This is a genomic window from Porphyrobacter sp. THAI-01a, assembly GCF_056868655.1.
In genome coordinates this window covers 1,810,291-1,835,771 of sequence record NZ_CP180579.1, presented here as the reverse complement: position 1 = coordinate 1,835,771, position 25,481 = coordinate 1,810,291, and the positions used below count along the sequence as shown (strand labels likewise).

General features: G+C 69.0%; 20 protein-coding genes and 1 tRNA gene. 16 read left to right on the top strand and 5 right to left on the bottom strand.

The genetic code is table 11. The annotated features are described in order from the left end of the window. The first annotated feature begins 11 nt into the window (after positions 1–11). A tRNA-Arg gene (locus ACMX37_RS08910) sits at positions 12–88 on the top strand. A gap of 64 nt (positions 89–152) precedes the next feature. Here ACMX37_RS08910 and ACMX37_RS08905 read toward each other — a convergent pair. Next, positions 153–542, bottom strand: coding sequence for a metallopeptidase family protein (locus tag ACMX37_RS08905; RefSeq protein WP_483145585.1), 390 nt, complete (start codon positions 540–542; stop codon positions 153–155). A gap of 196 nt (positions 543–738) precedes the next feature. Between ACMX37_RS08905 and folE the strand changes: the two genes are divergently transcribed. The 4 genes from folE to ACMX37_RS08885 all read left to right on the top strand — a co-directional run bounded on the left by folE (position 739) and on the right by ACMX37_RS08885 (position 3,296). Beyond that, the gene (gene folE, locus ACMX37_RS08900) at positions 739–1,365 is read left to right on the top strand and encodes a GTP cyclohydrolase I FolE (protein ID WP_483145584.1); all 627 of its coding nucleotides are present in this window, start codon (positions 739–741) and stop codon (positions 1,363–1,365) included. Positions 1,366–1,517: 152 nt separating this feature from the next. Continuing rightward, entirely contained in the window at positions 1,518–1,967 is a 450-nt protein-coding gene (locus ACMX37_RS08895; protein WP_483145583.1) for a hypothetical protein, read from the top strand. A gap of 132 nt (positions 1,968–2,099) precedes the next feature. Continuing rightward, a complete protein-coding gene (locus ACMX37_RS08890; RefSeq protein WP_483145582.1) occupies positions 2,100–2,600 on the top strand; it encodes a c-type cytochrome in 501 nt (166 codons plus the stop codon). A gap of 6 nt (positions 2,601–2,606) precedes the next feature. Then, positions 2,607–3,296 carry a cytochrome b/b6 domain-containing protein gene (locus tag ACMX37_RS08885; RefSeq protein WP_483145581.1) on the top strand — a complete coding sequence of 230 codons (690 nt, stop codon included), beginning with the start codon at positions 2,607–2,609 and terminating at the stop codon, positions 3,294–3,296. Positions 3,297–3,365: 69 nt separating this feature from the next. On the opposite strand, the gene ACMX37_RS08880 is transcribed toward ACMX37_RS08885, so the two are convergent. After that, positions 3,366–3,845 carry a redoxin family protein gene (locus tag ACMX37_RS08880; RefSeq protein ID WP_483145580.1) on the bottom strand — a complete coding sequence of 160 codons (480 nt, stop codon included), beginning with the start codon at positions 3,843–3,845 and terminating at the stop codon, positions 3,366–3,368. Positions 3,846–4,034: 189 nt separating this feature from the next. On the opposite strand from ACMX37_RS08880, the gene ahcY reads away from it, so the two are divergent. The 8 genes from ahcY (at position 4,035) to trxA (ending at position 17,039) form a co-directional block, all read left to right on the top strand. After that, on the top strand, positions 4,035–5,459 hold the full coding sequence (gene ahcY / locus ACMX37_RS08875) for an adenosylhomocysteinase (RefSeq protein WP_483145579.1): 1,425 nt from the start codon (positions 4,035–4,037) through the stop codon (positions 5,457–5,459). Between the two features lie 100 nt (positions 5,460–5,559). Next, positions 5,560–7,920, top strand: a complete 2,361-nt coding sequence (locus tag ACMX37_RS08870) for a PAS domain-containing sensor histidine kinase (RefSeq protein ID WP_483145578.1) — start codon at positions 5,560–5,562, stop codon at positions 7,918–7,920. After that, positions 7,917–8,381, top strand: a complete 465-nt coding sequence (gene tsaE / locus ACMX37_RS08865) for a tRNA (adenosine(37)-N6)-threonylcarbamoyltransferase complex ATPase subunit type 1 TsaE (protein ID WP_483145577.1) — start codon at positions 7,917–7,919, stop codon at positions 8,379–8,381. The genes ACMX37_RS08870 and tsaE overlap by 4 nt, the downstream gene beginning before the upstream one ends. Continuing rightward, the gene (locus ACMX37_RS08860; protein WP_483145576.1) at positions 8,378–9,364 is read left to right on the top strand and encodes an aminoglycoside phosphotransferase family protein; all 987 of its coding nucleotides are present in this window, start codon (positions 8,378–8,380) and stop codon (positions 9,362–9,364) included. The genes tsaE and ACMX37_RS08860 overlap by 4 nt, the downstream gene beginning before the upstream one ends. After that, on the top strand, positions 9,361–10,077 hold the full coding sequence (locus tag ACMX37_RS08855) for a nucleotidyltransferase family protein (RefSeq protein WP_483145575.1): 717 nt from the start codon (positions 9,361–9,363) through the stop codon (positions 10,075–10,077). Before ACMX37_RS08860 ends, ACMX37_RS08855 begins: the two co-directional genes overlap by 4 nt. Beyond that, positions 10,070–13,132, top strand: a complete 3,063-nt coding sequence (gene addB / locus ACMX37_RS08850; protein ID WP_483145574.1) for a double-strand break repair protein AddB — start codon at positions 10,070–10,072, stop codon at positions 13,130–13,132. Before ACMX37_RS08855 ends, addB begins: the two co-directional genes overlap by 8 nt. Beyond that, positions 13,129–16,650: a double-strand break repair helicase AddA gene (gene addA, locus ACMX37_RS08845; RefSeq protein WP_483145573.1), complete on the top strand. Its 3,522-nt coding sequence runs from the start codon at positions 13,129–13,131 to the stop codon at positions 16,648–16,650. Before addB ends, addA begins: the two co-directional genes overlap by 4 nt. Positions 16,651–16,718: 68 nt before the next feature. Continuing rightward, positions 16,719–17,039, top strand: a complete 321-nt coding sequence (gene trxA, locus ACMX37_RS08840) for a thioredoxin (protein ID WP_483145572.1) — start codon at positions 16,719–16,721, stop codon at positions 17,037–17,039. Between the two features lie 3 nt (positions 17,040–17,042). Here the strand turns inward: trxA and ACMX37_RS08835 are convergent, their stop codons facing one another. Further along, complete coding sequence (locus ACMX37_RS08835) at positions 17,043–17,837, bottom strand: inositol monophosphatase family protein (RefSeq protein ID WP_483145571.1); 795 nt, start codon at positions 17,835–17,837, stop codon at positions 17,043–17,045. Beyond that, positions 17,834–19,060, bottom strand: a complete 1,227-nt coding sequence (gene argJ / locus ACMX37_RS08830) for a bifunctional glutamate N-acetyltransferase/amino-acid acetyltransferase ArgJ (RefSeq protein ID WP_483145570.1) — start codon at positions 19,058–19,060, stop codon at positions 17,834–17,836. The genes ACMX37_RS08835 and argJ overlap by 4 nt, the downstream gene beginning before the upstream one ends. Before the next feature lie 89 nt (positions 19,061–19,149). On the opposite strand from argJ, the gene ACMX37_RS08825 reads away from it, so the two are divergent. The 3 genes from ACMX37_RS08825 (at position 19,150) to ACMX37_RS08815 (ending at position 23,090) form a co-directional block, all read left to right on the top strand. Further along, positions 19,150–19,425 carry a hypothetical protein gene (locus ACMX37_RS08825; protein WP_483145569.1) on the top strand — a complete coding sequence of 92 codons (276 nt, stop codon included), beginning with the start codon at positions 19,150–19,152 and terminating at the stop codon, positions 19,423–19,425. Between the two features lie 124 nt (positions 19,426–19,549). Beyond that, entirely contained in the window at positions 19,550–22,312 is a 2,763-nt protein-coding gene (gene secA / locus ACMX37_RS08820; RefSeq protein ID WP_483145568.1) for a preprotein translocase subunit SecA, read from the top strand. Between the two features lie 22 nt (positions 22,313–22,334). Continuing rightward, complete coding sequence (locus ACMX37_RS08815) at positions 22,335–23,090, top strand: sulfite exporter TauE/SafE family protein (RefSeq protein WP_483145567.1); 756 nt, start codon at positions 22,335–22,337, stop codon at positions 23,088–23,090. 110 nt (positions 23,091–23,200) lie between these two features. Here ACMX37_RS08815 and ACMX37_RS08810 read toward each other — a convergent pair whose 3' ends face one another. Continuing rightward, a complete protein-coding gene (locus tag ACMX37_RS08810) occupies positions 23,201–25,339 on the bottom strand; it encodes a hypothetical protein (protein WP_483145566.1) in 2,139 nt (712 codons plus the stop codon). Positions 25,340–25,481: the final 142 nt, after the last annotated feature.

Sequence of the window (25,481 nt, the reverse complement as noted above, 5' to 3'; positions counted from 1 at the left end):
CCCCTCAGCGCGCACCCGTAGCTCAGCTGGATAGAGCACCAGACTACGAATCTGGGGGTCAGAGGTTCGAATCCTTTCGGGTGCGCCAACAACGCCCGCTCCTCGGTCGAGGGGCGGGCGTTGTCGGTTATGCGGGGCGATTCGCGTCGCTCTCAGTCGCCGACGCTGTCCTCGAGCGCGCGCATGTCGTCATCCGAGAGGCCGAAATGGTGGCCGGCCTCGTGGATCACGACATGGCGCACCAGCTCGGCAAAGCCGACGCCGGTTTCCTCCATCTCGGCCAGCAGCGGCTCGCGGAACAGGGTGATGACCGGCGGGAGGCCCTCGCTGTCCCATTGCGATCTTTCGGTCAGGGCAACGCCTTCATAAAGGCCGGTGAGCTCGTAGGGATCCTCGATCCCGAGCGAATCGAGCTGTTCGTCGCTCGCGAACTGCTCCACCCGCAGCACCACCCCCTCCAGTTCGCGGCGGAAAACCTCGGGCAGCCGCGCCAGAACGGCGCGCGCTGCGGCTTCGAAATCGGCGGCGGAGGGATATCGCAAGGTGCTCGCCTTTCTGCGGTCCGGGGGATGATTTGCGCGAATTATCTATTACATCAGCCCATGTGGGGACGCATCCGTCCGGTGCAATCGGCGTATCTGCAAAGGAACGCCTCGCGCGGTCGATGGTTGACGTCACTCGGGATCGACAGGCGAGGGGGCTCCGGCAGAGCCGATGAGTGAGAAAGACGACAGACACATGAACTACATTTGCGCCCACGATCACGACGACGAATTCGATCCGGAGAACCCGCTGGGCAAGCCCGAGGTGCCGGAGAACGTGCAGGAGGCGATCCGCACACTGATCGCCTGGGCGGGCGATGATCCCTCGCGCGAAGGTCTGCTCGACACCCCCAAGCGGGTGGGGCGCGCGTGGCTGGAATATTGCGAGGGCTACAAGGAGGATCCCGCGGTCCACCTGACCCGCCAGTTTTCCGAAGTGGGCGGCTATGACGAGATCGTGCTACTGAAGGACATCCCCTTCCAGTCGCATTGCGAGCACCACATGGCGCCGATCATCGGCAAGGCGGCGATCGCCTATCTGCCGCGCAACAAGGTCGTCGGCATCTCCAAGCTCGCGCGGGTGCTGCACGGCTATGCCCGCCGACTCCAGATCCAGGAGCGGCTGACCGCCGAGGTCGCGCAATGCATCTGGGATCATCTCGAACCGCACGGCGTGGCGGTGGTGATCGAGGCCCAGCACGGCTGCATGACCGGGCGCGGGGTCAAGACCCCCGGCGTGGGCATGATAACAAGCCGGATTCTCGGCTGTTTTCTTGAAGATGATCGCAGCCGCAAGGAAGTGATGAGCCTGATGGGCTACTGACGGCGATATCTGCAGATATTCGCGAATCAGATTTTTCACTTGCCTGTGTCGGTTTTGCATCATCCTGCACTTGGATTCGTGGACGAGTGTTGTTATTCTGTCTCCCGACCCGGCATCCATAGACCGGGATGGGATGATGCAGGAGAACATCCATGAATTATCGCGTTGTTGCCGGCCTTGCGCTGTGCGCCGCTCTCGTGTCGCCCGCTGCGGCGCTGGAGCATGAAGTCGTGATCGACCACGTCGCCGGCCCGATCGCGGCCGATTACAAGGGGTCGGTGACCATCGAGACCACTCAGGTCGGCGCTGCCGGCGTGGCGGGGCGTCCGAGCACGCTCGCTTGCCAGTGGACCGCCACGCTCAATGTCGAGCGCGTCGCCAAGGTCGGCGAGGGGCTGCGTTCGCGCCGCGCCATGACCCAGGAAGACGTTGCCAGCGGCCGCAAGCCCGGCTGGTGCGAGACCAATACCAAGGCAATCGACCGTCTCGTCGATGCTCGCCGTGAAACCTTCCGCGGCGCGATGCTCGCGCTGGTCGAACAGGACCGTGCGGCGATCCTCGCCGAGGCCGACAGCACCACCGACGGCAGCCGCGGCGGCTGATCACCCCCTCAGGGTCGCAGGATTGGGGGCGCTTCCGGTCGGAGGCGCCCCTTTTTCGTGTTTGCGATCAGCGCCGAAGCGGCATAGCCTGCGGGTGCTGTATCCCTAGCGGTCTGCCCAAGGAGATTGCCTATGTCGTCCCTGTCTGCTTCCCGCCTGCTGTTCGCCGCCGCGCTCGCCGCCAGCCTCGCCGCCTGCTCGGGCGAGGGGGCCACCGGAGACGCCGCGCCTGCCGCCAAGGACGCGCCGCCGGTGCTCGAGGAGCGGCACGACAATTTCGAGGCGATCGGCGATGCCTTCAAGGCGGTGCGCGGCGAGCTCGACAAGGACGCGCCCGATTTCACGCTGATCGCGGCCAAGGCCACTGACATCAACACCCGCGCGCAGAAGATCGAGACCCACTTCCCCGCCGGCACCGCCCGCGAGGACGGCTACGACACCAAGGCGCTCGCGACGATCTGGCAGAAGCCCGAGGAGTTCAAGGTCGCCCACCAGAAGCTCGTCGACGAGAGCGCCAAGCTCGCCAGTATCGCCGGAGGCGGCGACAAGGCGGCCGTGGGCGCGCAGGCGATGGCGATGGGCGGTGCCTGCAAGGGCTGCCACGACCAGTTCCGGTACGACGACAAGAAGTAGGCCGGCATGAGCGATCCGGCGGGCGAATCGCCCATGCGGGTGCGTGACGTGACGGTGTGGGACCCGTTCCTGCGCCTCACCCACTGGAGCTTCCCGCTGCTGGTCCCGGCCTTGTGGTGGACGGCGGAAAACTCGCGCTGGGCGCTGCACAGGCGATTGGGGCTGGTGCTGCTCGGCCTGCTGCTGTTCCGGCTGCTATGGGGCTTTGCCGGGCCGGAGACGGCGCGCTTTGCCCAGTTCGTGAAGGGTCCGCGAACGGTGCTCGCCTATCTGCGGGGCGACCGGGCCCAAGGGCCGGCCATCGGCCATTCGCCGCTGGGCGGGTGGAGCACCCTCGCGCTGCTGGGCGCGATGCTGTTCCAGGTGAGCCTCGGCCTGTTCGCGGGCGATCCCTATGACGGGATGACCGGGCCCTTGAACCCGCTGGTCGGCGTGGCGCTCGCCGACACGATCACCGAGATCCACGAGACCTTCTTCTGGGTCGTGGCCGGGCTGATCGGCCTCCATCTGGCGGCGATCAGCTTCTATGCGGTGCGCGGCGATGATCTGCTGAGCCCGATGGTGGGTGGCAGCCGCCCGCCGATGGGTGGCGTCGATGGCATAGGGACAACGCCCTGGGGCAGGGGCTTGCTGGCGGCGGCGCTGGCGGCCGCGCTGGCGCTGTGGGTCGCTTTCGGGGTGCCGCCGCTGACGTGAGGCGGACATGCAAAAGGGGCGCTCCCTTGAACCGGCAGCGCCCCTTCGCGATGTTCGGATATAATCAGATCAGAGCTGGCCGAGCATGTGATCGGCGCTAGAGACCTTGAAGTCGCCCGGCTCCTCGACATTGAGCTGTTCGACGACGCCGTCGTTGATCACCATCGAAAAGCGCTGGCCGCGCGTGCCCATGCCGAAGCCCGAGCCGTCCATGGTGAGACCGATCGCCTTGACGAATTCGGCATTGCCGTCGGCGAGCATCGTGATGTCGTCCGAACCCTGCGCCTTGTTCCACGCGCCCATCACGAAGGCGTCGTTGACCGCCGTGCCGACGATCTCGTCGACGCCCTTGGCCTTGAGGTCGCCCGCCTTCTCGACGAAGCCCGGCAGGTGCTTGGCCGAGCAGGTCGGGGTGAAGGCGCCCGGGACAGAGAACAGCGCGACCTTCTTGCCGGCGAAATATTCGGAGGACTTGACCGCCTGCGGGCCTTCCGGGGTGGCCTTGACCAGCGTGACTTCGGGGATCTTGTCGCCAACGGAAATCGTCATTTGGGGTGCATCCTTGCCTGTGCGGAAATTGTCCGGGCTCTCTAGCCCGCACGCTCTTTCAGGGCAACAAATAGACATATAAAGATAAGTTTATATTTGCCTCCAGGGCCGTGTGCCGCTAGGGGGCAGGGCGCAATTGCAGAACCCTCGCCGTCGCGGGTGCGTATCTGTGCATAGGAGACATAGAAGATGGCCACCCTCGCTGCCGCCCCGACCCACGAATATGTCATCAAGGACATCGCGCTCGCCCGCTTCGGCCGCGACGAGATCCAGATCGCCGAAACCGAGATGCCGGGCCTGATGGCCCTGCGCGAGGAATACGGTGCTTCGCAGCCGCTCAAGGGCGCGCGCATCACCGGCTCGCTCCACATGACGATCCAGACCGCGGTGCTGATCGAGACCCTCGTGGCGCTCGGCGCCGAAGTGCGCTGGGCGACCTGCAACATCTTCTCGACCCAGGACCACGCCGCCGCCGCGATCGCCGAGCGCGGCATTCCGGTGTTCGCCATCAAGGGCGAGACGCTGGCCGATTACTGGGACTATGTCGGCCGCATCTTCGACTGGTCGTCGGAAGCCGATCCTGACCTCACCGCCAACATGATCCTCGACGATGGCGGCGATGCCACCATGTTCGCGCTGTGGGGCGCGCGCCTCGAAGCGGGGGAGGAAATGGGTGAGCCGACCAACGCCGAGGAAATCGAGTTCCAGCGCGCGCTCAAGGCCTTCATCGCGGCCAAGCCGGGTTACCTCACCAAGACCGTCAAGGCGATCAAGGGCGTATCGGAAGAGACCACCACGGGCGTCATGCGCCTCTACCAGATCGCCAAGGCGGGCAAGCTCCCGTTCCCCGCGATCAACGTGAACGATTCGGTGACCAAGTCGAAGTTCGACAACCTCTACGGCTGCAAGGAATCGCTGGTCGACGCGATCCGCCGCGCGACCGACGTGATGCTGGCCGGCAAGGTTGCCTGCGTTGCCGGTTACGGCGATGTCGGCAAGGGCTCGGCCGCCTCGCTGCGTGACGGCGGCGCCCGCGTGATGGTCACCGAGATCGACCCGATCTGCGCGCTCCAGGCGGCGATGGACGGCTTCGAGGTCGTCACCATGGAAGACGCCGTGAAGCGCGCCGACATCTTCGTCACCGCCACCGGCAACGAGGACGTGATCACCGCCGATCACATGATGGCGATGAAGCCGATGGCGATCGTGTGCAACATCGGCCACTTCGACAGCGAGATCCAGATCGCCGCGCTCTCCAACTACGAGTGGAAGGAGATCAAGGAAGGCACCGATCTCGTCACCTTCCCCGATGGCAAGTCGATCATCGTGCTGGCCAAGGGCCGCCTCGTGAACCTCGGCTGCGCCACCGGCCACCCGAGCTTCGTCATGAGCGCGAGCTTCACCAACCAGACCCTCGCCCAGATCGAGCTGTTCACCAAGGCGGACGAATACGACAACGACGTCTACGTCCTGCCGAAGCATCTCGACGAGAAGGTGGCGGCGCTGCATCTCGAAAAGCTGGGCGTGAAGCTGACCCAGCTCAGCCAGAAGCAGGCCGATTACATCGGTGTGCCGGCGCAGGGCCCGTTCAAGCCCGACCACTACCGCTACTGATGCTGCGAACCGCCCGCTCCGCCCCGTTTTCTTACGGGGTTGGGGGCGGGCGGGTTCATCACCGTTGCGCTGGCGCGCGCGCGCGCATAGCGGTTGAGCGATGGACATCTCGCCCCTTTCGCTGGTGCTGATCGCGCTGGTGCTCGCCGCATGGGCGGCGGGCGCGGCGCTGGTCGTGCTGCGCGCGAACCGCAGCGTCGGGCGCGCCAAGGCGATGCGCACCAGCCTCAAGCGGATGCAGACGCTGCTCGATGTCGCGCCTGCGCTGCCGCTGCTGGTGCGGGTCGACGGGCGGATCGAGGCGCCCGACAGGCTCGCGCGGATGCTCGGGCTGGCGGCGATGCCCAAATACCTCTCCGAACTCGCCGCAACCCCCGGAAGCCCCAAGGGCGGGGGGCTCGCCCAGGCACAGCTCGACGAGCTGTGGGCGAAGATCCAGACCACCCAGAAAAGCGCCGCGCCCTTCCGCATGGCGCTCAATCTGCCGAACTCGCAGCGCAGCCTCGCGCTTTACGGCACGCTCGCCGATCCGCAGGTCTCGCCGGGCGGGGCGGCGCTGGTGTGGGTGTTCGATTTCACCGAGAGCCACGGCGAGATGGCGCGCCTGCGCGCCGCCGCCGCGCGCGCGACGGGCGATTTCGCCGCGCTGGTGGGCCTGATCGAGGCCGCGCCCATGCCGATGTGGTTCCGCGACGCCGACCTCAGGCTGCAGCTCGTCAACCAGGCCTATGTCGACGCGGTGGGCGCGACGGGTGCGGCCGAGGTGGTGCAGGGCCAGATCGAGCTGCTAGAGCCCGAGGATGGCCGTTCGCCCGCCGACATCGCCCGCGCCAGCCTGCAAACCCAGGACAAGTCCGAACGCATCGTCGCGGCCACCATTCACGGCGCGCGCCGCACCCTGCGCGTCTCCGACCTGCCGCTCGGGCAGGAGGGCGTCGCGGGCTACGCCATCGACATCGAGGAGCAGCAGCAGGTCGCGCGCGAGTTCCGCGCATTCCGCGATGCCCAGCGCGCCCTGCTCGACCAGCTGTCGGTGGGCGTTGCGCTGTTCGATGCCGAGGAGCGGCTGACTTTCGCCAACCGTCCGTTCCGCCGGTTGTTCAGCCTCACCGAGGAGGCGATCGAGGCGCTCACACCCTTCGACCGCTTCCTCGCCGAGGCCCGCGAGCGCGGACGCACGCCGGAGGTGCGCGATTTCCCCGAATGGCGGCGCGAGCGTGGCGGATGGTTCGGGATGCAGGCGAGCATCGAGGAGGCCTGGCCCCTGCCTGGTGGCACTCATCTGCGGGTCGTTGCACAGCCGATGCCTGATGGTGGGCTGGTGCTTATCACCGAAGACCGCACCGAAAGCCTCGCGCTCTCCGCCGTGCGCGACACGCTGCTGCGGACCCGCACGGCGACGCTCGACAGCCTGTTCGAGGCGCTCGCGATCTTCGCGCCGGACGGCTCGGTGCAGCTCTGGAACCGCAGTTTCGCGGGCACCTGGGGCCTGTCGGGCGAACTTCTCGACCAGCACCCCAGTGCCGATGAACTGCTGAGCGCGATCGGGCGAAACCTGGTGCGCCCCGAGGAGGCGAGCCTGATCGGCGCGGCAGTGCGGGCGGCGACGCTCGACCGGCGCGAGAAGGAAGGCCGGGTGGATCTGGCCGACGGGCGCACCCTGCGCTTTGCCGGCATCCCGCTGCCCGACGGCAACGGCCTGCTGACGGTGCTCGACATCACCGCCTCGCAGAAGGCCGAGCAGGCGCTGCGCGAACGTGCCGAGGCGCTGGAGGAGGCCGACGCGGTCAAGGCGCGCTTCCTCGCCAACATGAGCTACGAATTCCGCACGCCGCTCACCACCATCGGCGGTTATGCCGAGCTGCTCAAGAGCGGCGTGGCGAGCGATCCGGCACAGGCGGCGGAATATGTCGATGCGATTCTTGCCGCAGTCGAGCGCCTGACCGAGCAGGTCGAGAACGTGCTCGACCTGTCGCAGAGCGAGGCAGGACTGCTGCCGATCCGCAAGGAGCGGCTCGACGTGCTCGATTTCCTCACCACGCTGGTGCGCGAGCGCGAGGCGGCGATCATCGCGACTGGGCTGAGCCTCGATCTCAAGGGGCGGCGCGGGCGGATCATCTCGGCCGATCCGCGCCAGCTCGGCCGCGCGGTGGGCAATCTGATCGATAACGCCATCGCTCACACGCCCGAGGGAGGGCGGATCGTGATCGAGATCAGGAAGGCGCCCGAAGGGGCGGACTACACCGTCGAGATCGGCATCGCCGACAATGGCCGCGGCATGACATCGCAGGAACTCGCCCGCGCCGCCGGCGGCACCGTCCCGCGCGGCGAAGGGGCACCGGAGCGGCGCACCGGGCTCGGCATCCCGCTCGCGCGGCAGCTGATCGCGGCGCATGACGGGACGCTCGACATCGCCAGCCGCAAGGGCGCGGGCACGACCGCGACGATCAGGTTGCCGTGACGGCGACGCGCGAGACGCTCCCCGATCTGGCGGCGATGGTGGCCTATGGCGCACGCATCGCCGCAGTCTTGCGAGAAGGCGACGTGATCGCGCTCGAGGGCGGCCTCGGCGCGGGCAAGACCACGCTCGCCCGTGCGATCCTTGCCGCGCTGGGCCATGACGGCGAGGTGCCTTCGCCGACCTTTACCATCATCGAGACCTACGCCGCCCCGCCGCTGCGCCTGCCCGTGGTGCACGCCGATTTCTACCGCCTCGAAGACCCTTCCGAGCTCGCCGAGATCGGGCTCGACGACTATCGCGAGGGCGCGGTGCTGATCGCCGAATGGCCCGGAAACGCAGGCGGTTTCGCCCAAGAGCCGGGCTGCCTTTCGATCATGCTGGAACCTGCCGGACAAACGGGGGAAGGCGGGCGGATTGCGATTGCCCGGGGCGGGGCGGATTGGGTAGGGCGCTTGCCATGAATGCGCTTCCCGAAGGTCTAGCCGAATTCGTCGCCCGCGCCGGATGGGGCGACGCGACGATCGCGCCGCTGCCGGGCGATGCTTCGTTCCGGCGCTATTTCCGCCTCCAGCGCGACGGCGCCAGCGCGATGCTGATGCATGCGCCGCCGCCGCACGAGGATCCGGCGCCCTTCCTCCATGTCGCGCACTGGCTGAACGCCGGCGGGATGCGCGCCCCCGAGATCCTCGCCGCCGAGCCCGAGGCGGGCTGGGTGCTGACCGAGGATTTCGGCAATGACCGGATGCGCGACTGGCTTGATGCCCACCCGGGCCAAGAGCGGACGGCCTACGAGGCCGCGGTCGAGGCGCTGGCGATGCTGCACCGCCTGCCGCCGGGGCCTTTCGCGCCATACGACCTCGCGGTGTACCAGCGCGAGGCGGCCTTGCTCACCGAGTGGTGGTGCCCGGCGCAGGGCCTTGCCGTCGACGCCGAAGGCTACACGGCCGCATGGGCCGAGGTGCTTGCCCCCGTCCTCGCGCGCCAGAACCCCGGCGTCACCGTGCTGCGCGACTACCATGCCGAGAACATCATGCTGCTCGGCGGCAAGGCCGGGGCGCCGCAGGGGCTGATCGATTTCCAGGACGCGCTGGTGGGGCATCCGGCCTATGATCTCGTCTCGCTCCTCCAGGACGCGCGGCGCGATGTCGATGTCGATCTCGAGACCGCGATGCTGGTCCACTACGCCCATCATGCGGGCGGGGCGGACGAGGATTTTCTGGCCGACTACGCCACGCTCGGCGCGCAGCGGAACGCCAAGATCGTGGGGATCTTCACCCGACTCGACCGGAGGGACGGCAAGCCGCGCTATCTCGCCATGATCCCGCGCGTCTGGGCGGCGCTCGAACGCGATCTGGCGCATCCCGCGCTCGCGCCGGTCGCGGCGTGGTTCGATGCGAACATCCCCGCCGATCTGCGTGCGGCAAACGGAGCCTTCGCGGCGTGACCGCGCTCGCCTCCGATACCGCGATGATCCTCGCTGCCGGGCTCGGCAAGCGGATGCGGCCGCTCACCGCCAGCCAGCCCAAGCCGCTGGTGCGGGTGGCGGGCAAGGCGCTGATCGACCATGCGCTCGATCGCCTCGTCGAGGCGGGGATCGCCCGGGCGGTGGTCAATGTCCACTATCTCGCCGACGCGCTCGAGGCCCACGTGCTCGCGCGCAAGGCCCCGCAGGTGAGCGTCTCGGACGAGCGTGCCCTGCTGCTCGAGACCGGCGGCGGGATGGTGAAGGCGATGGGGCAGCTGCCCGATCCCTTCTTCGCGCTCAATGCCGACAACATCTGGCTCGACGGGCCCAAGAGCGCCTTCCACGATCTCTCGCGCCGCTGGGATCCGGACGCGATGGACGCGCTGCTGCTGGTCGTCCCGCACGCGCGCGCCTGCAATTTCGCGGGGCCGGGCGATTTCCACATGGACCCGCTCGGCCGCCTCTCGCGCCGCCGCGACGGGCGCATCGCGCCCTTCATCTACACCGGCATCCAGCTTGTCAGCCACCGCCTGCTGCGCGACGCGCCGGAGGGCCCTTTCTCGACCAACATCCTCTGGAACCGTGCCATGGCCGAAGGCCGGCTCTACGGCATCAGCTTCACCGGCCTGTGGTTCGAGGTCGGCACGCCGCAGGCGATCCGCCCGACCGAGGAGGCGCTGACGGGTGGCTGAGCCGCGCCGCTCCGGTCCGCGTGTCCGCTCGATCGCCGCACATCGCGGCTTTGCCGATGCGCTGGTCGCCGGGCTGGTGCCGCGCTACCACGAGGACGGCTTCGGCCTTGCCCGCCTGACCCTGCTGGTCCCCTCGAGCCGTGCTGCGCGCACCCTGTCCGAGGCCTTCATCCGTCATGCGGGCGAGAACGGCATGGGCGGGCTGCTCATGCCGCGCATGATCGCGGTGGGCGATCTCGATCTCGACGAGAAGCTCGGGCCTGCCCTCGATCCGCTGGGGGCGACCGACATCCCCCCGGCCTGCGATCCGGTGCGGCGATGGCTGACGCTCGACCGCCTGATCGCCGAGGAGCGCGCGGCCGAGGGCCTCGATGCGCTCCCCGGACGCGCGCGGCTCAATCTCGCGCGCGAGATGGCGCGCACCATCGACCGCCTGCTGGTCGAGGAGAAGACCGTTGCCGACCTGCTGGGCGATGCGGTGCTCGACAGCGTGGCCGAACTGGCCGAACACTGGAAACGCGCGATCCGCCTGTTCGCGCGGGTCGCCGCCCGCTGGCAGGCGGAACTGGCGCAACGCGGGGAGGTCGATGCCGCCACGCGCCGCAATCTGCTGTTCGACCACGCCGCGCGCCGCTGGAAAGAGGCACCGCCGCCCCATCCGGTGATCGCTGCCGGGGTGACCAGCGCCGCCCCCGCGCTCGCGCGGCTGCTGCGGGTCGTGGCCGAGCTGCCCGAGGGCGCGGTGGTGCTGCCCGACTGCGATCTTGCGATGGATGACGCCGCGTGGGACGAGCTGGGCCTTGCGGGTGCCGCTGCCGAGCCGGGCGGTCCGGTGTTCGGCGCTGCGGACGCGGTGACCCATCCCCAGTATCACCTCAAGCTGTTGCTTAACCGCATGGGCGTGAACCGCGTCGAGGTGCAGCCCTGGCACCGCCGCGGGTTGACCGCCGCCGAGCCTGCGCGCAGCCGCGCCATTTCCTCGCTGTTCCTACCCCCGCAGGCGAGCCGCGCCTGGGTCGGGCTCGATGCCGACAGGCGGCGGCTCGACGGGGTACGGCTGATGACCTGCGCCGCGATCGAGGAGGAGGCACAGGCGATCGCCCTGCTGGTGCGGCAGGCGCTCGAACAACCGGCCAAGCGGATCGCCGTGGTCGCGGCCGACCGGGGCCTTGCGCGCCGTGTGGTGCAGCATCTCGAACGCTGGAACATCGCCGCCGACGATTCGGCCGGTCGTCCGCTGGCGCTGACCCCGGCCGGGCGGCTGTTCGGTCTGCTCGCCGAGATCGCTGCCAATGGGCCCGATCCCGCGAGCCTCGTCGCCGCCTTCAGCCATCCGCTGGTGCGCGCATGGGACGACGGCGCGCGGCGTGAATGGCTCACCGGCCTGCGCGTCTTCGACCGGGCCCTGCGCGGGCCGTCGCCTGCCCCGGGGCTGGAGCCGCTGCGCGAGATAGCCGGCAAGGCGAAGATCGGCGCGTGGTGGGACGAGGCCGAGGCGCTGATCGCTCCGCTTGCCGACTGGCCGCCGAACATTGCCCTAGCCGAGGCGCTGGCGCGGCTCTCGGCCGCCGCCGAGGCCTTCGCCCGGTCCGCGATCTGGGAGCGCGAGGACGGGCGCGCGCTCGGCCAGATGGTCGAGGAACTGCGCGGGACGGCGGCCAGCCTCGGCACCATGATCGAGACCGCCGACCTTGCCGGCGTGCTGCGCGACCAGATGGAGGCGGTGGCGGTGCGCCCCGGCTATGGCGGGCACCCGCGCGTTGCCATCTACGGCCTGCTCGAGGCGCGCATGGCGCGGGCCGACCTGGTGATCTGCGCCGGGCTCAACGAGGGGTCCTGGCCGCAGGCGCCGGGTGCCGACGCGTTGCTGGCGCCGGCGATCCTGCGGGCGCTGGGCGTGCCGGGCGCGGAGTTCCGGATCGGGCTTGCCGCGCACGACCTTGCAGGTGCGATGGGCGCGCCGCAGGTGGTGCTCTCGCGCTCCCTGCGCGATGCCGAGGGGCCGACGCTGCCTTCGCGCTTTCTGCTCAGGGTCGAGGCGCTGCTGGGCGATGATCTCGAGCGCGAGCACCTCGAGCTCACGGTGCCGGCGCTGCTCCCGCATCTCGACCGCCAGCGTCCACCCGCCGATGAGTATCCCCGTCCGGCGCCCGAGCCTTCGGCAGCCTTGCGCAACGTGCCGATCCGGGTGACCGCGCTCGACCGGCTGCTGGGCGATCCCTACCAGTTCTATGCGCAGGCGATCCTTGGCCTGCGCCAGCTCGATCCGCTCGCCGCCGATCCCTTCAGCGATCCCGCGCTGCGCGGCACGCTGGTGCACGACATCCTCGATTCGTGGCACAAGGCCAAGGCGACAGAGCCCGGCCTCGCGCTCGCGCCCTTTGCCGCGGCGCATTTCGAGAAAAAGCGCGTCCACCCCCTGTTCCGCGCGCTGTGGCAACCGCGCCTGATCGCCGCGATGGAACGCTTCGAGCGGATGATCGCCGATGAGGCCGCCGGAGAGGGCCGCACAGTGCTGGCCACCGAGATCGAAGGCGAGATGACCTTCGACGGCGTGCGGATCATCGGCCGCGCCGACCGGATCGACCGGCTCGCCGACGGCAGCCTCGCGATCGTCGATTACAAGACCGGCGCCCCGCCGTCCAAGACGCAGGTGACTGCCGGCTATGCGCTGCAACTCGGGCTGCTGGGGCTGATCGCGCAGCACGGGCGGTTTGCGAACAGAAAGACCGGCCAGGTGGTGACGGGCGAGGCGACCCGTTTCGAATACTGGTCGCTCGGCAAGGCCAACAAGGAGGAGGGCTTCGGCTACCGCGAGACCCCGATGCGGATCGATAAGGCCCGGACCGGGATCGAGCCCGGCGACTATCTCCCCTTCCATGCCGACAAGCTATCGCTGGCGATCGCCCGCTTCATCAGGGGCACCGATCCCTTCACCGCGCGCGAAAACCCCGATTACAAGGGCTACAACGAATACGACCAGTTGATGCGGCTCGAGGAATGGCTGGTGCGCATGAGCGGGCCTGACAGCGGAACCGGCGGAGGCGCGGCATGAGCGGTCTCGTTTTTCCTCTGGCGGGCAACCAGCTGCTTGCGGCGGACCCGGAAGACAACGTCTGGCTCTCCGCCTCGGCGGGGACTGGCAAGACCCAGGTGCTCTCCGCGCGCGTGCTCAGGCTGCTGCTGCGCGAGGACGTGAGCCCGTCGCAGATCCTGTGCCTCACCTTCACCAAGGCGGGCGCGGCGGAGATGGCGAACCGCATCAACGCGGTGCTGGCGCGCTGGGTGCGGCTTCCCGAGACCAAGCTGTTCGAAGAGCTTGGCCATCTCGGCGCGCCGAACGATCCGGCCACCCGCGAGCGCGCCCGCAGCCTCTTTGCAAGCGTCCTCGACTGCCCCGGCGGGGGGCTCAGGATCGACACCATCCACGCCTTCGCGCAGTTCCTGATCGGCAATTTCCCGGAGGAGGCGGGCCTTGCCCCGGGCACGCGGGTGATGGACGACCGCAGCCGCGAACTGCTGGCGCGCGAGGTGCTGACCGACCTCGTCGAGGAGGCCGAGCGGACGCATGATGTGGCCGTGCTGGATGGGATCCGCCTGTTCACCACCCGCAAGGATCCCTCCGCCCTGCACGGTTGGCTGATGCGCGCTGCCGATGCCGAGGACCTGTGGCAAGGCCCGGGCAGCTGGCAGTCGCCGATGATCGCCCGGGTGCGCCAGACGCTCGGTATGCCGGCCGATGCGGGCGAGGAATGGGCAAGCGAGGTGCTCCATCCCGATCTGTTCCCCGACGATGTCCTGCTGGCGCTGCTCCCCGCGCTCGAGGGCTGGAAAGCCAAGACCGGCCAGGAGGCGGCCGTTTTCGTGCGCCACTGGCTGTCGCTCGATCTCCCGGCGCGGGTGGGGGAGGCAGCGCGCTTTCGCGAGACGCTGCTCAAGAAGGACGGCGAGCCGCGCAAGATGGAGGGCGCGGCCAAGCTCGACCCGCTCTTCACCCGCCGTCAGGAGGACATCGCCGAGGCTTTGCGCGAACACGAGGATCGCCGCGCGCTCGTCGCCTGCGCTGACATCGTCGCCTCCGCGCTCGAGATCGGCCGTGCCTTCGCGCTCCGCTGGGAGGCGAGGAAGGCCCGCGAGGGCCTGCTCGATTTCGGCGACCTGATCCGCAAGGCCGCAAGCCTGCTCGGCGAGGCCGAGGCCGCCGACTGGATCCGCTACAAGCTCGACCGCCATTTCGACCACATCCTGATCGACGAAGCGCAGGACACCAACCGCAGTCAGTGGGACATCGTCGAGGCGCTGATCGACGACTTCTTCAGTGGGGAGGGCGCGCGCGGGGACAAGCTGCGCACGATCTTCACCGTGGGCGATTACAAGCAGGCGATCTTCGGCTTCCAGGGCACCAGCCCGGAGAACTTCGCCCGCGCCAAGAGCCGCGTCCACGCCCGCATCACCGCCGCGCGCGAGGGGATCGCCGCAGGTCGGGTCAACCGCCGTGCGCCGGGCTGGCAGGATCTCGATCTCGGCCAGTCGTTCCGCACCGCCGACATCGTTCTCGGCTTCGTCAACCGGATGATCGACCTGCTGGGTTTCCCCGCCTTCGGGCTCGACCGCGCGCCTGCGCCACATGTCGGCGCCGAGCGACCGGGACTCGTCACCCTGTGGCCGCCGGTCGTGCCCGAGAAGGCCGAAAGCGAGACCGACGAAGACGAGGCCGAGGAGGCGGGCGAGCGCGACTGGCTGCCGCGCCACGACACCCTGCTCGCCGAACGCATCGCCGAACAGGTGCGCCGCTGGGTCAGCCTCGAGGATCCCTTCGTCCTCGCCAAGGGCACGCACCGCCACGCCCGGGCCGGGGACATCATGGTGCTTGTGCGCCAGAGGAAGGAACTCGCCGCCCAGATCGTCGCGAAGCTCTATGCCAAGGGCGTGCCGGTCGCGGGGGTCGACCGGCTGCGACTAGGCGCGCCGCTGGCGGTGTGCGATGTGCTCGCCGCGCTGCGCTTCGCCGCGCAGCCGCAGGACGACCTCAGCCTTGCCTCCCTGCTCGCCTCGCCGCTGATCGGATGGACTCAGGACGATATTCTCGCCCATGTCCCGCGCCCGGAGAAGGTGCGGCTGTGGGATCACCTGCGCCGCAAGGATGCGCCGCCGGAGGTTGCCGCCACGGCGGAGAAGCTGCGCGATCTGCTCCGCCGCGCCGATTACCAGACCCCGCAGGCGCTGATCGCCTGGCTGCTGACCGGCCCGTGGCAGGGCCGCGCGCGGCTGGTCGAGCGGCTGGGGGCCGAGGCCAATGATCCGCTCGACGAGCTGATCAACGCCGCCTTCTCCTACGAGGCCGAACACTGGCCGAGCCTTGCGGGCTTCATCGCCTGGTTCGATGCCGGGACGGGCGATCTCAAGCGCGATTCCGGCGGCGGGGGCGGGCAGGTGCGGGTGATGACGGTGCACGGCTCCAAGGGCCTTCAGGCGCCGATCGTGATCCTCGCCGATGCGACCGGCGCCCCCGGCGATCCGGGCGATCTTTCGCTGGAGGACGATCCCTTCGACCTCGCGGGCGACCGCAAGCGCGAGGTGCCGCTCCCGCCGCTGGGCAAGGAGGAGCGCAAGGGCCGCATCGCCGAGGCCGAGGAGGCGAAGAAGGCCGCCGCGCTGCAGGAGCACTGGCGGCTGCTCTACGTCGCCCTGACCCGCGCCGAGGAGGCCCTGTTCATCGGCGGGTCGCTCAACAAGAACGAGGCGAAGAAGGGCGTACCCCACGAGGACAGCTGGTATGCCCGCCTCGCGCCGCTGTTCGAGGGCGAGGAGCTGTCCGATCCGGTCTGGAACTGGCGCCAGGAATGGGGCGAGCGTGCCGGCCCGCTGGTGCCGGACGCCGACGCCGCGTCGCAGCCTGCCGAGGCGGTTTCGCTCCCGCGCTGGGTCACCACGCCGATCGGCCCCGAACCGCGCCCGCCGCGACCGCTCGCGCCGTCATCCGCGGGCGAGGACAGGGCCGCCACGCCGCCGCTCCCGCCCGAGGCCGCGCGAGATGCCGCAAGGCGCGGGAGCCTGATCCACGCACTGCTCGAGCGCCTGCCCGATGTCCCTGCGCATGGGCGGGCTGAGGCGGCCCGCGGCTGGCTTGCGCGGCAGGCGTCCGACCTCGAAGAACCGGCGCGCGAGGAAATGCTGTCTGCCGCGCTCGGCGTGCTCGATCACCCCGAATTTGCCGCACTGTTCTCGCCCGGGGCGCTCGCCGAGGTGCCGCTGGCCGCAACGGTGGACGGAGTGGTGGTCGCCGGCACCGCAGACCGCCTGCTGATCGGGGAGACCACCATCACCGTGGTCGATTTCAAGACCACCCGCCGCCCGCCGACAAGCGCGGAAGAGATCCCGCTTTCCACTCTGCGGCAGATGGCCGCCTATGTCGCCGCGCTGGAGGCGATCCATCCGGGCCGCACGGTGCGGGCAGGGGTGCTCTACACCCACGCTCCGGTGCTGTTCGACCTGGCGCCCGAGGTGCTCGCGGCGCACAAGCACGCCTTGCAGACTCCGCAGCAATCCTTGCCGCTCCCCGATATTGAGTGAAAAGCCGCGCTCACTAGATTGCATTCCCGTGACCGGCGCTCCTATGCTCCGGCAAAAGGAGACAGATGATGGCGACCGTCAACGTGACCGATGCGAGCTTCAAGGCCGATGTGCTGGACAGCGATACCCCCGTGCTGGTGGATTTCTGGGCGGACTGGTGCGGCCCCTGCAAGATGATCGCCCCGGCGCTCGAGGAAATCAGCGATGAACTCGCCGGCAAGGTGGTGATCGCCAAGATGGACATCATGGAGAACACCGACACGCCCGCCGCCATCGGCGTGCAGTCGATCCCGCTGATGGTGCTCTACAAGAACGGCCAACCCGTCGCCCAGAAGCTGGGCGCCGCGCCCAAGGGCGCGCTAAAGGCCTGGCTCGAAAGCGAGCTCTGAAGCTCAGCCCAGCACCCGCGCGACGAATTCGTCCCAGATCGCCGGGCTCGATGCGCCCACCAGGCCGGGCGCATCGTGCTGGTCGACGCGGTAGGCGCTGCCGTCGAGCCGCGCCGCCTTGCCGCCTGCCTCGTTCAGCCACAACACGCCCGCCGCGTGATCCCAGGCGAGTGTGCGCTTGAAGCTGGAGATGTCGTTCTCGCCGAGGGCGAGGCGCGGATATTGCTCGGCGGCGCAGCGGGGGATGTCGACGAGGGTGTAGTGGGGCGCGAGCTTCGCATCGACCATCGCCGACTGCTCGGGGGTGAGGAAGATGCGGCTGACGGCGGTGACGGGCGGTGTTTGCCCGGTGGTGCGGGCCGCGATCCGCTCTCCGTTCACGAAGGCTCCTTCGCCGCGACGGGCATGGCAGAAGCGGTCCTTCACCGGATCGTAGATCCACCCTGCGACAGCCTCTCCCGCGTCGGCCAGCGCGACGATGATGCCGAAGGGCTCCTTGCCCTCGGCGAAGTTCGCCGTGCCGTCGAGCGGATCTATGATCCAGCACTGGCCGGAGAGGTGATCGAGTACGCCCTTGTCGGCGTGCACCGCCTCCTCGCCGACGACGGCAACGCCGGGGGCGAGCTTTGTCAGCGCCTCGGTGAGGAAGGCCTCCACCTCGCGGTCGACCACGGTGACGGGATCGTCCGCGCCCTTCATCTCGACCTCGCCTGCAGCCAGATTGCGGAAGCGCGGCAGCATCGAACGCTGCGCGGCGAAGCGCATCAGATCGCGGATTTCGTCGTCGAGCGCGCTCAAGACCGGTAATCCGCGTTGATCGCGATGTAGCCGTGGGTGAGATCGCAGGTCCAGACGGTGGCGCGGCCTTCGCCAAGCCCGAGGTCGACGGCGATGTCGATTTCCTCGCCCTTGAGGTGTGCGGCCACGGGCGCCTCGTCATAGTCCTCCACCGGCACCCCGTCCCGCGCCGCCCACACGCCGCCGAAGGCGATCGAGAGCCGGTCGCGGTCGGCCGGTTCGCCCGCCTTGCCCACCGCCATCACGACGCGGCCCCAGTTGGCGTCCTCGCCGGCGATGGCGGTCTTGACCAGCGGCGAGTTGGCGACGGCGAGGCCGACGGCCCTTGCGCTGGCGTCGCTGACGGCGCCCGAGACGCGGACAGTGACGAACTTGCGCGCGCCTTCGCCGTCGCGCACCACCAGCTGCGCGAGTTCGCGGCACACGTCGGCGAGCGCGGCGGCGAAGGCATCGGCGCCCGGGCTGTCCCAGCTCTCGATCCGGGCGTTCCCGGCCTTGCCGGTGGCGAAGACCATCACCGTGTCGCTGGTGGAGGTGTCGCCGTCGACGGTGATACAGGAGAAGGTCTTCGCATTGGCGCGCTCCAGCGCCTCCTGGAGGAAGGCCGGGGCGACGTCGGCATCGGTGAAGACATAGCCGAGCATGGTCGCCATGTCGGGGGCGATCATGCCGGAACCCTTGATGATCCCGGCCAGCTCCACCCGCACGGAGCCGACCATCGCGCTGGCACCCGCGCCCTTGGCGAAGGTGTCGGTGGTGCCGATCGCGTTCGCCGCATCCTCCCATCCGCAGGTCTGGGCCTCGAGCGCCGCGGCGATCCCGGCCTGCGCCTTGTCGACCGGCAGCGGCACGCCGATCACGCCGGTCGAGGAGACGAACACCTCGTCGAGCGAGCAGCCCAGCGCCTGGGAGACCTGCGCGCGGATCGCCTCGACGGCGGCGCGACCGCGCCAGCCGGTGAAGGCGTTGGAGTTGCCGGCATTGACAATCAGCGCCCGCGCGCGCCCGAGCTTCACCGCCTCGCGCCCGAGTTCGACCTCGGAGGAAGCACAGGCGCTTTTCGTGAACACGCCTGCCGCGCTCGTGCCCTCGGCCAGTTCGGCGAAGGTCAGGTCGCAGCGGTCCCACGTCTTGTAGCGCGCCCGGGCCACGCGCAGCGTCACGCCGGCAATCGCGGGCAGGGCGGGGAAGGGGCGGGCGAGCGGGGAGCGGTCGATCTGCATGGGTGAGGCCTCTAGGCCGGGGACGCGGCGCAGTAAATCCGCGAAACCCGGTGGACGAAACGCGGTCGATTCTCTATCTGCGCATGACCATGACCCGGCGTTTCCTAGCCCTGCTGGCCCTGCTTACCGGCCTTGTCGCTTTCGGCGGCACGGCGCAGGCGTCGCTGGCCGAGGCGCTGGCGTGCTCGTCCAGCGTTGCCGCCGCGAGCGGCACAGAGCACATGGCGGGCGAAAGCGTGGCGGTCCAGCCCGCGCCCGCAACGATCATCGCCACCCGCGCGGCAGAGGCGACCTGCCCGCCGCCCGCCGAGCCCGAGGCTCTGCGCCTGCCGGTGCTGATGGGGATCGAACGCGCCTACGAATAGGCGCGCCCGAGCTTTCCTCCCGTGCTTTCCGCGCGCCGGACCGATCGCGGCCGCGCGCGCCATCCTCCATCACCCGCTTGAGGCCCGTCCGCCGGGCCGCCGTGTGCATCAAAGGTCTGTCCCCATGTTCAATGCCATCGTCAAATCGGTCTTCGGTTCGTCCAACGACCGCTACATCAAGTCCGCGCGCAAGATCGTTGCCCAGATCAACGCGCTGGAGCCCCAGATTCAGGCGCTCTCCGACGAGGAGCTGCAGGGCCAGACGGCCAAGCTGCGCGCCCTCATCGACGGCGGCGCCAAGCTCGACGACATCCTGCCCGAAGCCTTCGCCACCGTGCGCGAGGCATCGGTGCGCGTCTTCGGAATGCGCCATTTCGACGTGCAGCTGATCGGCGGCCTCGTGCTCCACCGCGGCGAGATCGCGGAAATGCGCACCGGCGAGGGCAAGACCCTGATGGCGACGCTCGCGGTCTACCTGAATGCGCTCGAGGGCAAGGGCGTCCATGTCGTCACGGTCAACGACTACCTCGCCCGGCGCGACGCGGCCGAGATGGGGCGGCTCTACAACTGGCTCGGCCTGACGGTCGGCGTGATCGTCCCCGGCATGCCCGAGGAATACAAGCGCGACGCCTACAATGCCGACATCACCTACGGCACCAACAACGAGTTCGGCTTCGATTACCTGCGCGACAACATGAAGCACGAGCGTGCGGCGATGGCGCAGCGGCCCTTCAACTTCGCGATCGTGGACGAGGTGGACTCGATCCTGATCGACGAGGCGCGCACGCCGCTGATCATCTCGGGTCCGACCGAGGACAAGTCCGAGCTCTACGTTGCCCTCGACCAGGTCGCGCGCGACATTCCGCGCGAATGGCTCGACATCGACGAGAAGACCAAGCGCGTCCAGCTCACCGAAGAGGGCATGGAGGAAGTCGAGCAGCTGCTCATCGAGAAGGGCCTGCTCGCCACCGACAACCTGTTCGATGTCGAGAACACGCAGGTCGTGCACCATCTCGACCAGGCGCTGGTCGCCAATTTCGCGAGGAAGCGCGACACCGATTACATCGTCAAGGACGGCAAGGTCATCATCATCGACGAATTCACCGGGCGCATGATGGACGGCCGCCGCTGGTCGAACGGACTTCACCAGGCGGTCGAGGCCAAGGAGGGCGTCCGCATCGAGCCAGAGAACCAGACGCTCGCCTCGATCACCTTCCAGAACTATTTCCGCATGTATCCCAAGCTCTCGGGCATGACCGGCACGGCAGCGACCGAAGCGGCGGAGTTCTGGGACATCTACAAGGTCGGCGTGGTCGAGATTCCGACCAACCTGCCCGTCGCCCGGATCGACGAGGAGGACGAGTTCTACAAGAACACCGCCGACAAGTTCCAGGCGATCGCCCGCGCGATCAAGGCCAAGCAGGAGATCGGCCAGCCGGTGCTGGTCGGCACGGTCTCGATCGAGAAGTCGGAACTGCTCAGCCAGTATCTCGACAAGGAAGGCGTGAAGCACGCCGTCCTCAACGCCCGCTTCCACGAACAGGAAGCGCACATCGTCGCCCAGGCGGGCCGTTATGGCGCCGTCACCATCGCCACGAACATGGCCGGGCGCGGCACCGACATCCAGCTCGGCGGCAATGTCGAATTCCGCATCAACGACGAGCTCGCCGACATGCCGGAGGGGCCCGAGCGCGACGCGGCGATTGCCCGCATCCGCGCCGAGGTCGCCGAGGAGAAGGAGCGCGTGAAGGCGGCCGGCGGCCTGTTCGTGCTCGGCACCGAGCGCCACGAGAGCCGCCGCATCGACAACCAGCTGCGCGGCCGCTCGGGCCGTCAGGGCGACCCGGGCCTCTCGCGCTTCTACCTGTGCCTCGAGGATGATCTCCTGCGCATCTTCGGTCCCGACACGCTGTTCGCCAAGATGATGAACTCGAACCTCGCCGACGGCGAGGCGATCGGTTCCAAGTGGCTGTCGAAGGCGATCGAGACCGCGCAGAAGAAGGTCGAGGCGCGCAACTACGACATGCGCAAGCAGGTCGTGCAATACGACGACGTGATGAACGACCAGCGCAAGGTTGTCTACGAACAGCGCGCCGAGATCATGGATTCGGAAGCCGTGGACGATGTCGTGGTCGACATGCGCCACGACACGATCAACGCCATCGTCGGCGCCGCCTGCCCGCCGGGCTCCTATCCCGAACAGTGGGACATCGAGAAGCTCAAGGCGCGCACCGAGGAGATCTTCGGTTTCCAGCCGCCGTACGACGAATGGCTCGCCGAGGACGAGGTGGAGCCGGAACTCCTCGAGGAGAAGCTGCGCGCGCTCACCGACGCGATGATGGAGGAGAAGGTCACGGCGTCCGATCCCTCGATCTGGCGGATCGTCGAGAAGGACGTGCTGCTGCGCCAGCTCGACCATCACTGGAAGGAGCACCTCGCCACTCTCGATGCGCTGCGCCAGGTGATCTGGATGCGCGGCATTGCCCAGAAGCAGCCGATCAACGAATACAAGCAGGAAGCCTTCGGCCTGTTCGAGACCATGCTCGACACCCTGCGCGAGGAGGTCACCAAGATCCTGTTCCGCGCCGAGCTGCGGATCGAGCAGCCCGCGCCGCAGGCTCTGCCGGAACTGCCCGATTTCCTCACCGGCCACATCGACCCGCTGACCGGCCTCGACAATTCGGCCGATGGCGACGGGTCGGAGCTGCGCCCCGAACTGTTCGGCTCGCTGGCCGGAAGCCCGCGCGCGGCGTTCGGGCCGGGAGGGGCCAACCCGGAAAATCCCTGGGCCAATCTCGACATCAGCCGCAACGCGCCGTGCCCCTGCGGCTCGGGCAGCAAGTACAAGCATTGCCACGGTGCGGTGGGCGCCTCCCACAACGTCTGACGCCTGAGAGCGGGGGGCGATGATGATCGGAGCGGTTCCGGCGCTGCTCGCGCTCGCCTTCGGGGTGACGGCGCTGCTCTATGCCAGTGTCGGCTTCGGCGGCGGATCGACCTATTCGGCGCTGCTGGCGCTGTCGGACCTCGACTACCGGCTGATCCCGCTGGTCAGCCTCGCCTGCAACATCGTGGTGGTGACGGGCGGAAGCATCCGCTTCGCCCGCGCCGGCGTGACCCCGTGGAAGAAGGCGCTGGTGATCGTCGCCCTCGGCGCCCCGGCGAGCTTTCTCGGCGGGCTGACCCCGATCAGGGAGGCGACCTTCCTGACGCTGCTCGGCGGGAGCCTCGTGCTGACCGCGCTCACCATGCTGGTCCCGGTGCGCGAAGGCGCGGGGGCCGCGCCCGCGCGGGCCGCGCGCCTCATGCCGCTCGCCGCCGCGCCGCTCGGCTATTTCGCCGGGCTGGTGGGGATCGGAGGGGGCATCTTCCTCGCTCCCCTGCTGCACCTCGTGCGCTGGCACGAGGCGCGAGGGATCGCGGCGACCGCCAGCCTGTTCATCCTCGTCAATTCGCTGTTCGGACTGGCCGGGCAGATGGTCAAGAACGGCCCCGCGCTGTTCGGGCAGGCGATTGGCGCGGCGCTTCCGCTGCTCATCGCGGTGGTGATCGGCGGACAGGTCGGCAGCCTGATGGCCGCGCGCCTGCTTTCGCCGAAATGGATCCGCTGGCTGACCGCGCTGCTGGTGCTGGTGGTGGGCGTGCGCCTGCTGCTCGGCGTCTAGGCGCTGCGGCGAGGCTCAGGCGTTCGTCGGCTTAGCCTGCCGCCGGACCGAGAGTGCGAGGAACAGAGTCGCGACGGTGCCATCGACAGCCCGACTGCCGCCGCGCGGTCTCAGCCCACGAGCCGTCTCACCGCTGCCTTCGACTTGCCGATCAGGCGCGGATAGGCCGACCCGTCCTTGAGCGTCTTGCAGGCGAGCATCACCGGGTTGCTGCGGGCGAGCGAGGCGGCCGGCCACTGGGTCTTGAGCGTCGCATCCAGCCCCAGTTTGGTGCCGATGTAGCGGTGATCGTAGGGCGGGGCGAAATCGCGGGTGCACCGGCTGCTGCCGAGGCCGAGCTCCCACGGGAAGGTGCCCCAGGCCTCGGCCTCGAGCCGCGTCGGGCGCTGCCACAGGAGGTCGACGACGCGTTCGAGGGCAGGCCGCACGTCGACATTGAGGAAGGAAGTCTCGTCTAGGTCCACATTGGCGACAAAGGCAGCGACGGTCTCGTAGACCCGGTCGATGTTCCACGCGCGGACTTCGGCGGGCCTGCGCGCATCGGTGACCGGGAGCACGCGGCCGTCCGCGCGGCGATAGCCGAGGAGGGAACCCTCGCGGCCGGCGCAGAACATCTCGAACAGCGAATAGAGCTCGCGCGGGGCGACCTTGCCCAGTTCCTCCGGCACGCGCGGGGGCTGGTAGCCCCACGGGCCGTCATGGACCTCGCCGGCATTTTCGGCGGCGTGGCGGCGGGCATCGAAGTAGAAGCCGCTGCGCAGGCTCCCCCACTGGCTGCCGCTGAGGTCGAGCCCGAAGAACAGCCCGTAGGCCGGGGCGACGCCGCGCTCGCGCTGCAATTCGATCAGCACGTCGTGCTGCGTCCCGCGCCAGCCCACGTCGACCACCGCATGGGGGACGTCGTCGAACAGGCCTTCCTGCCCGAGGTAGTCGAGCACCAGCTCCTTGTTCCGCTCGGCGAGACGCTGCAGCGTGCCGTCGGCCTGCAGGCCCTCGAGCGTGGTCCGCAGGATCGTGCGGTCGCGCGTCCCGCTCCATTCCCTGCGGTCTGCGGCGGTGATCCGCTCGATCTGGTCCTGCTCCAGCCCGACGCGCTCGAGCAGTTCGGCGTTGGAGAAGCCGGTCGCCGACTGGTAGATGACGCTGTACCACACGTGGGGGTTGGTGTCGGGGCCGGAGACCGCCGAGTTCCATGCCAGACGGCTGGCATAGAGATAGCGCAGCTCCACCCGGTTGCGGAGCTTGGGCGCGAGTTGCAGCGCGATCTCCATCAGGATCTCGGCATCGCGCGAGAGGAAGTAGAGCCGCTTGAGCCCGCGCTCCTCGACCTGCTGGAACAGCCACAGCACGAAGGAGGTGAGCAGCGGGGCGATCACGCCGGCCGCGACATCGATCATCGCCTGATCGCGTCCCGATGTCGCCGGGAGCGACGTGCGGGCGAGGCGCGAGGCACCCGCGAGGATCGCGGTCCTGCCGTCGGTCTCGTGGCGAAAGGCCTCGAGCGCGCGTTCGTAGCGGTTCGGATTGCCGGTCGTGACGAGCCTGCCGGTCGCTCCGGCCTTTTGCGGCCCGCGCCAATCGGCGGCGGTGTCGTTGCCGAAATGGGTGATGGCGCGGGGAGAGACGCCCTCGGCTTGCGCAACTATCCCGAACAGGCGCCCGCCGCGCTTTTCGCAGCCATGCTCGTGCGAGACGTAGAGACGGTCGCCTTCCTCCCAGAAGCCGTGCCGAGCGAGCTGTTCGCGGATGAAGTCCGCGGGCAGATACATGTCGGAGACGAAGGCGACGCCGCGCCCTGCCTGTCTCGCCTGGTCCAGCAGCGGCCGGACGGTCTCGACCGGACGCAGCGCGCGCGCTTCCTCGGCAATCTCCAGCGCCATCAGCTCCTGCGCGACCTCCGCCGACAGGCCCAGCGCCGCGGCAAGATCGGCATAGATCTCGCGCAGGCACATTGCTTCGCCATGCAGCGATCGGGTGCGGTGGTTCGCGGCTTCGCGGGTTCGCGCGAAGGCGTGGGCTGAGCAGGGGATCAGCCCGCGGCCTGCGGCGACGCGGCCGAGCCGGTCGAAGATCTCGTGATGCGGGGTGACGCAGCGCACGAGCAGCGTCTCGAACACGTCGAAGGTCGTCAGCCCGCCGGATGGCAAGGGCCGGGGAGAGGTATGCAGGCGGCCACCGCCGGGCGCGGCGTTCCCGCCGCTCGCCTCGGGGAGCTCCGCAAGCGGCACGGCGACGCGACGAGTTTCCATCTCTTCCCCCCGTTCGATGTGGACGAGCGGCAGCAGGCGAGATTGCCGTGCCGCGAGCCTGCCCATCGCCCGTGCGGGCGCGCCCCGCCCGAACATAGGTTACGAGATCGCCGTGAACGGCGCAGCCGCGATCCGGCGCGCC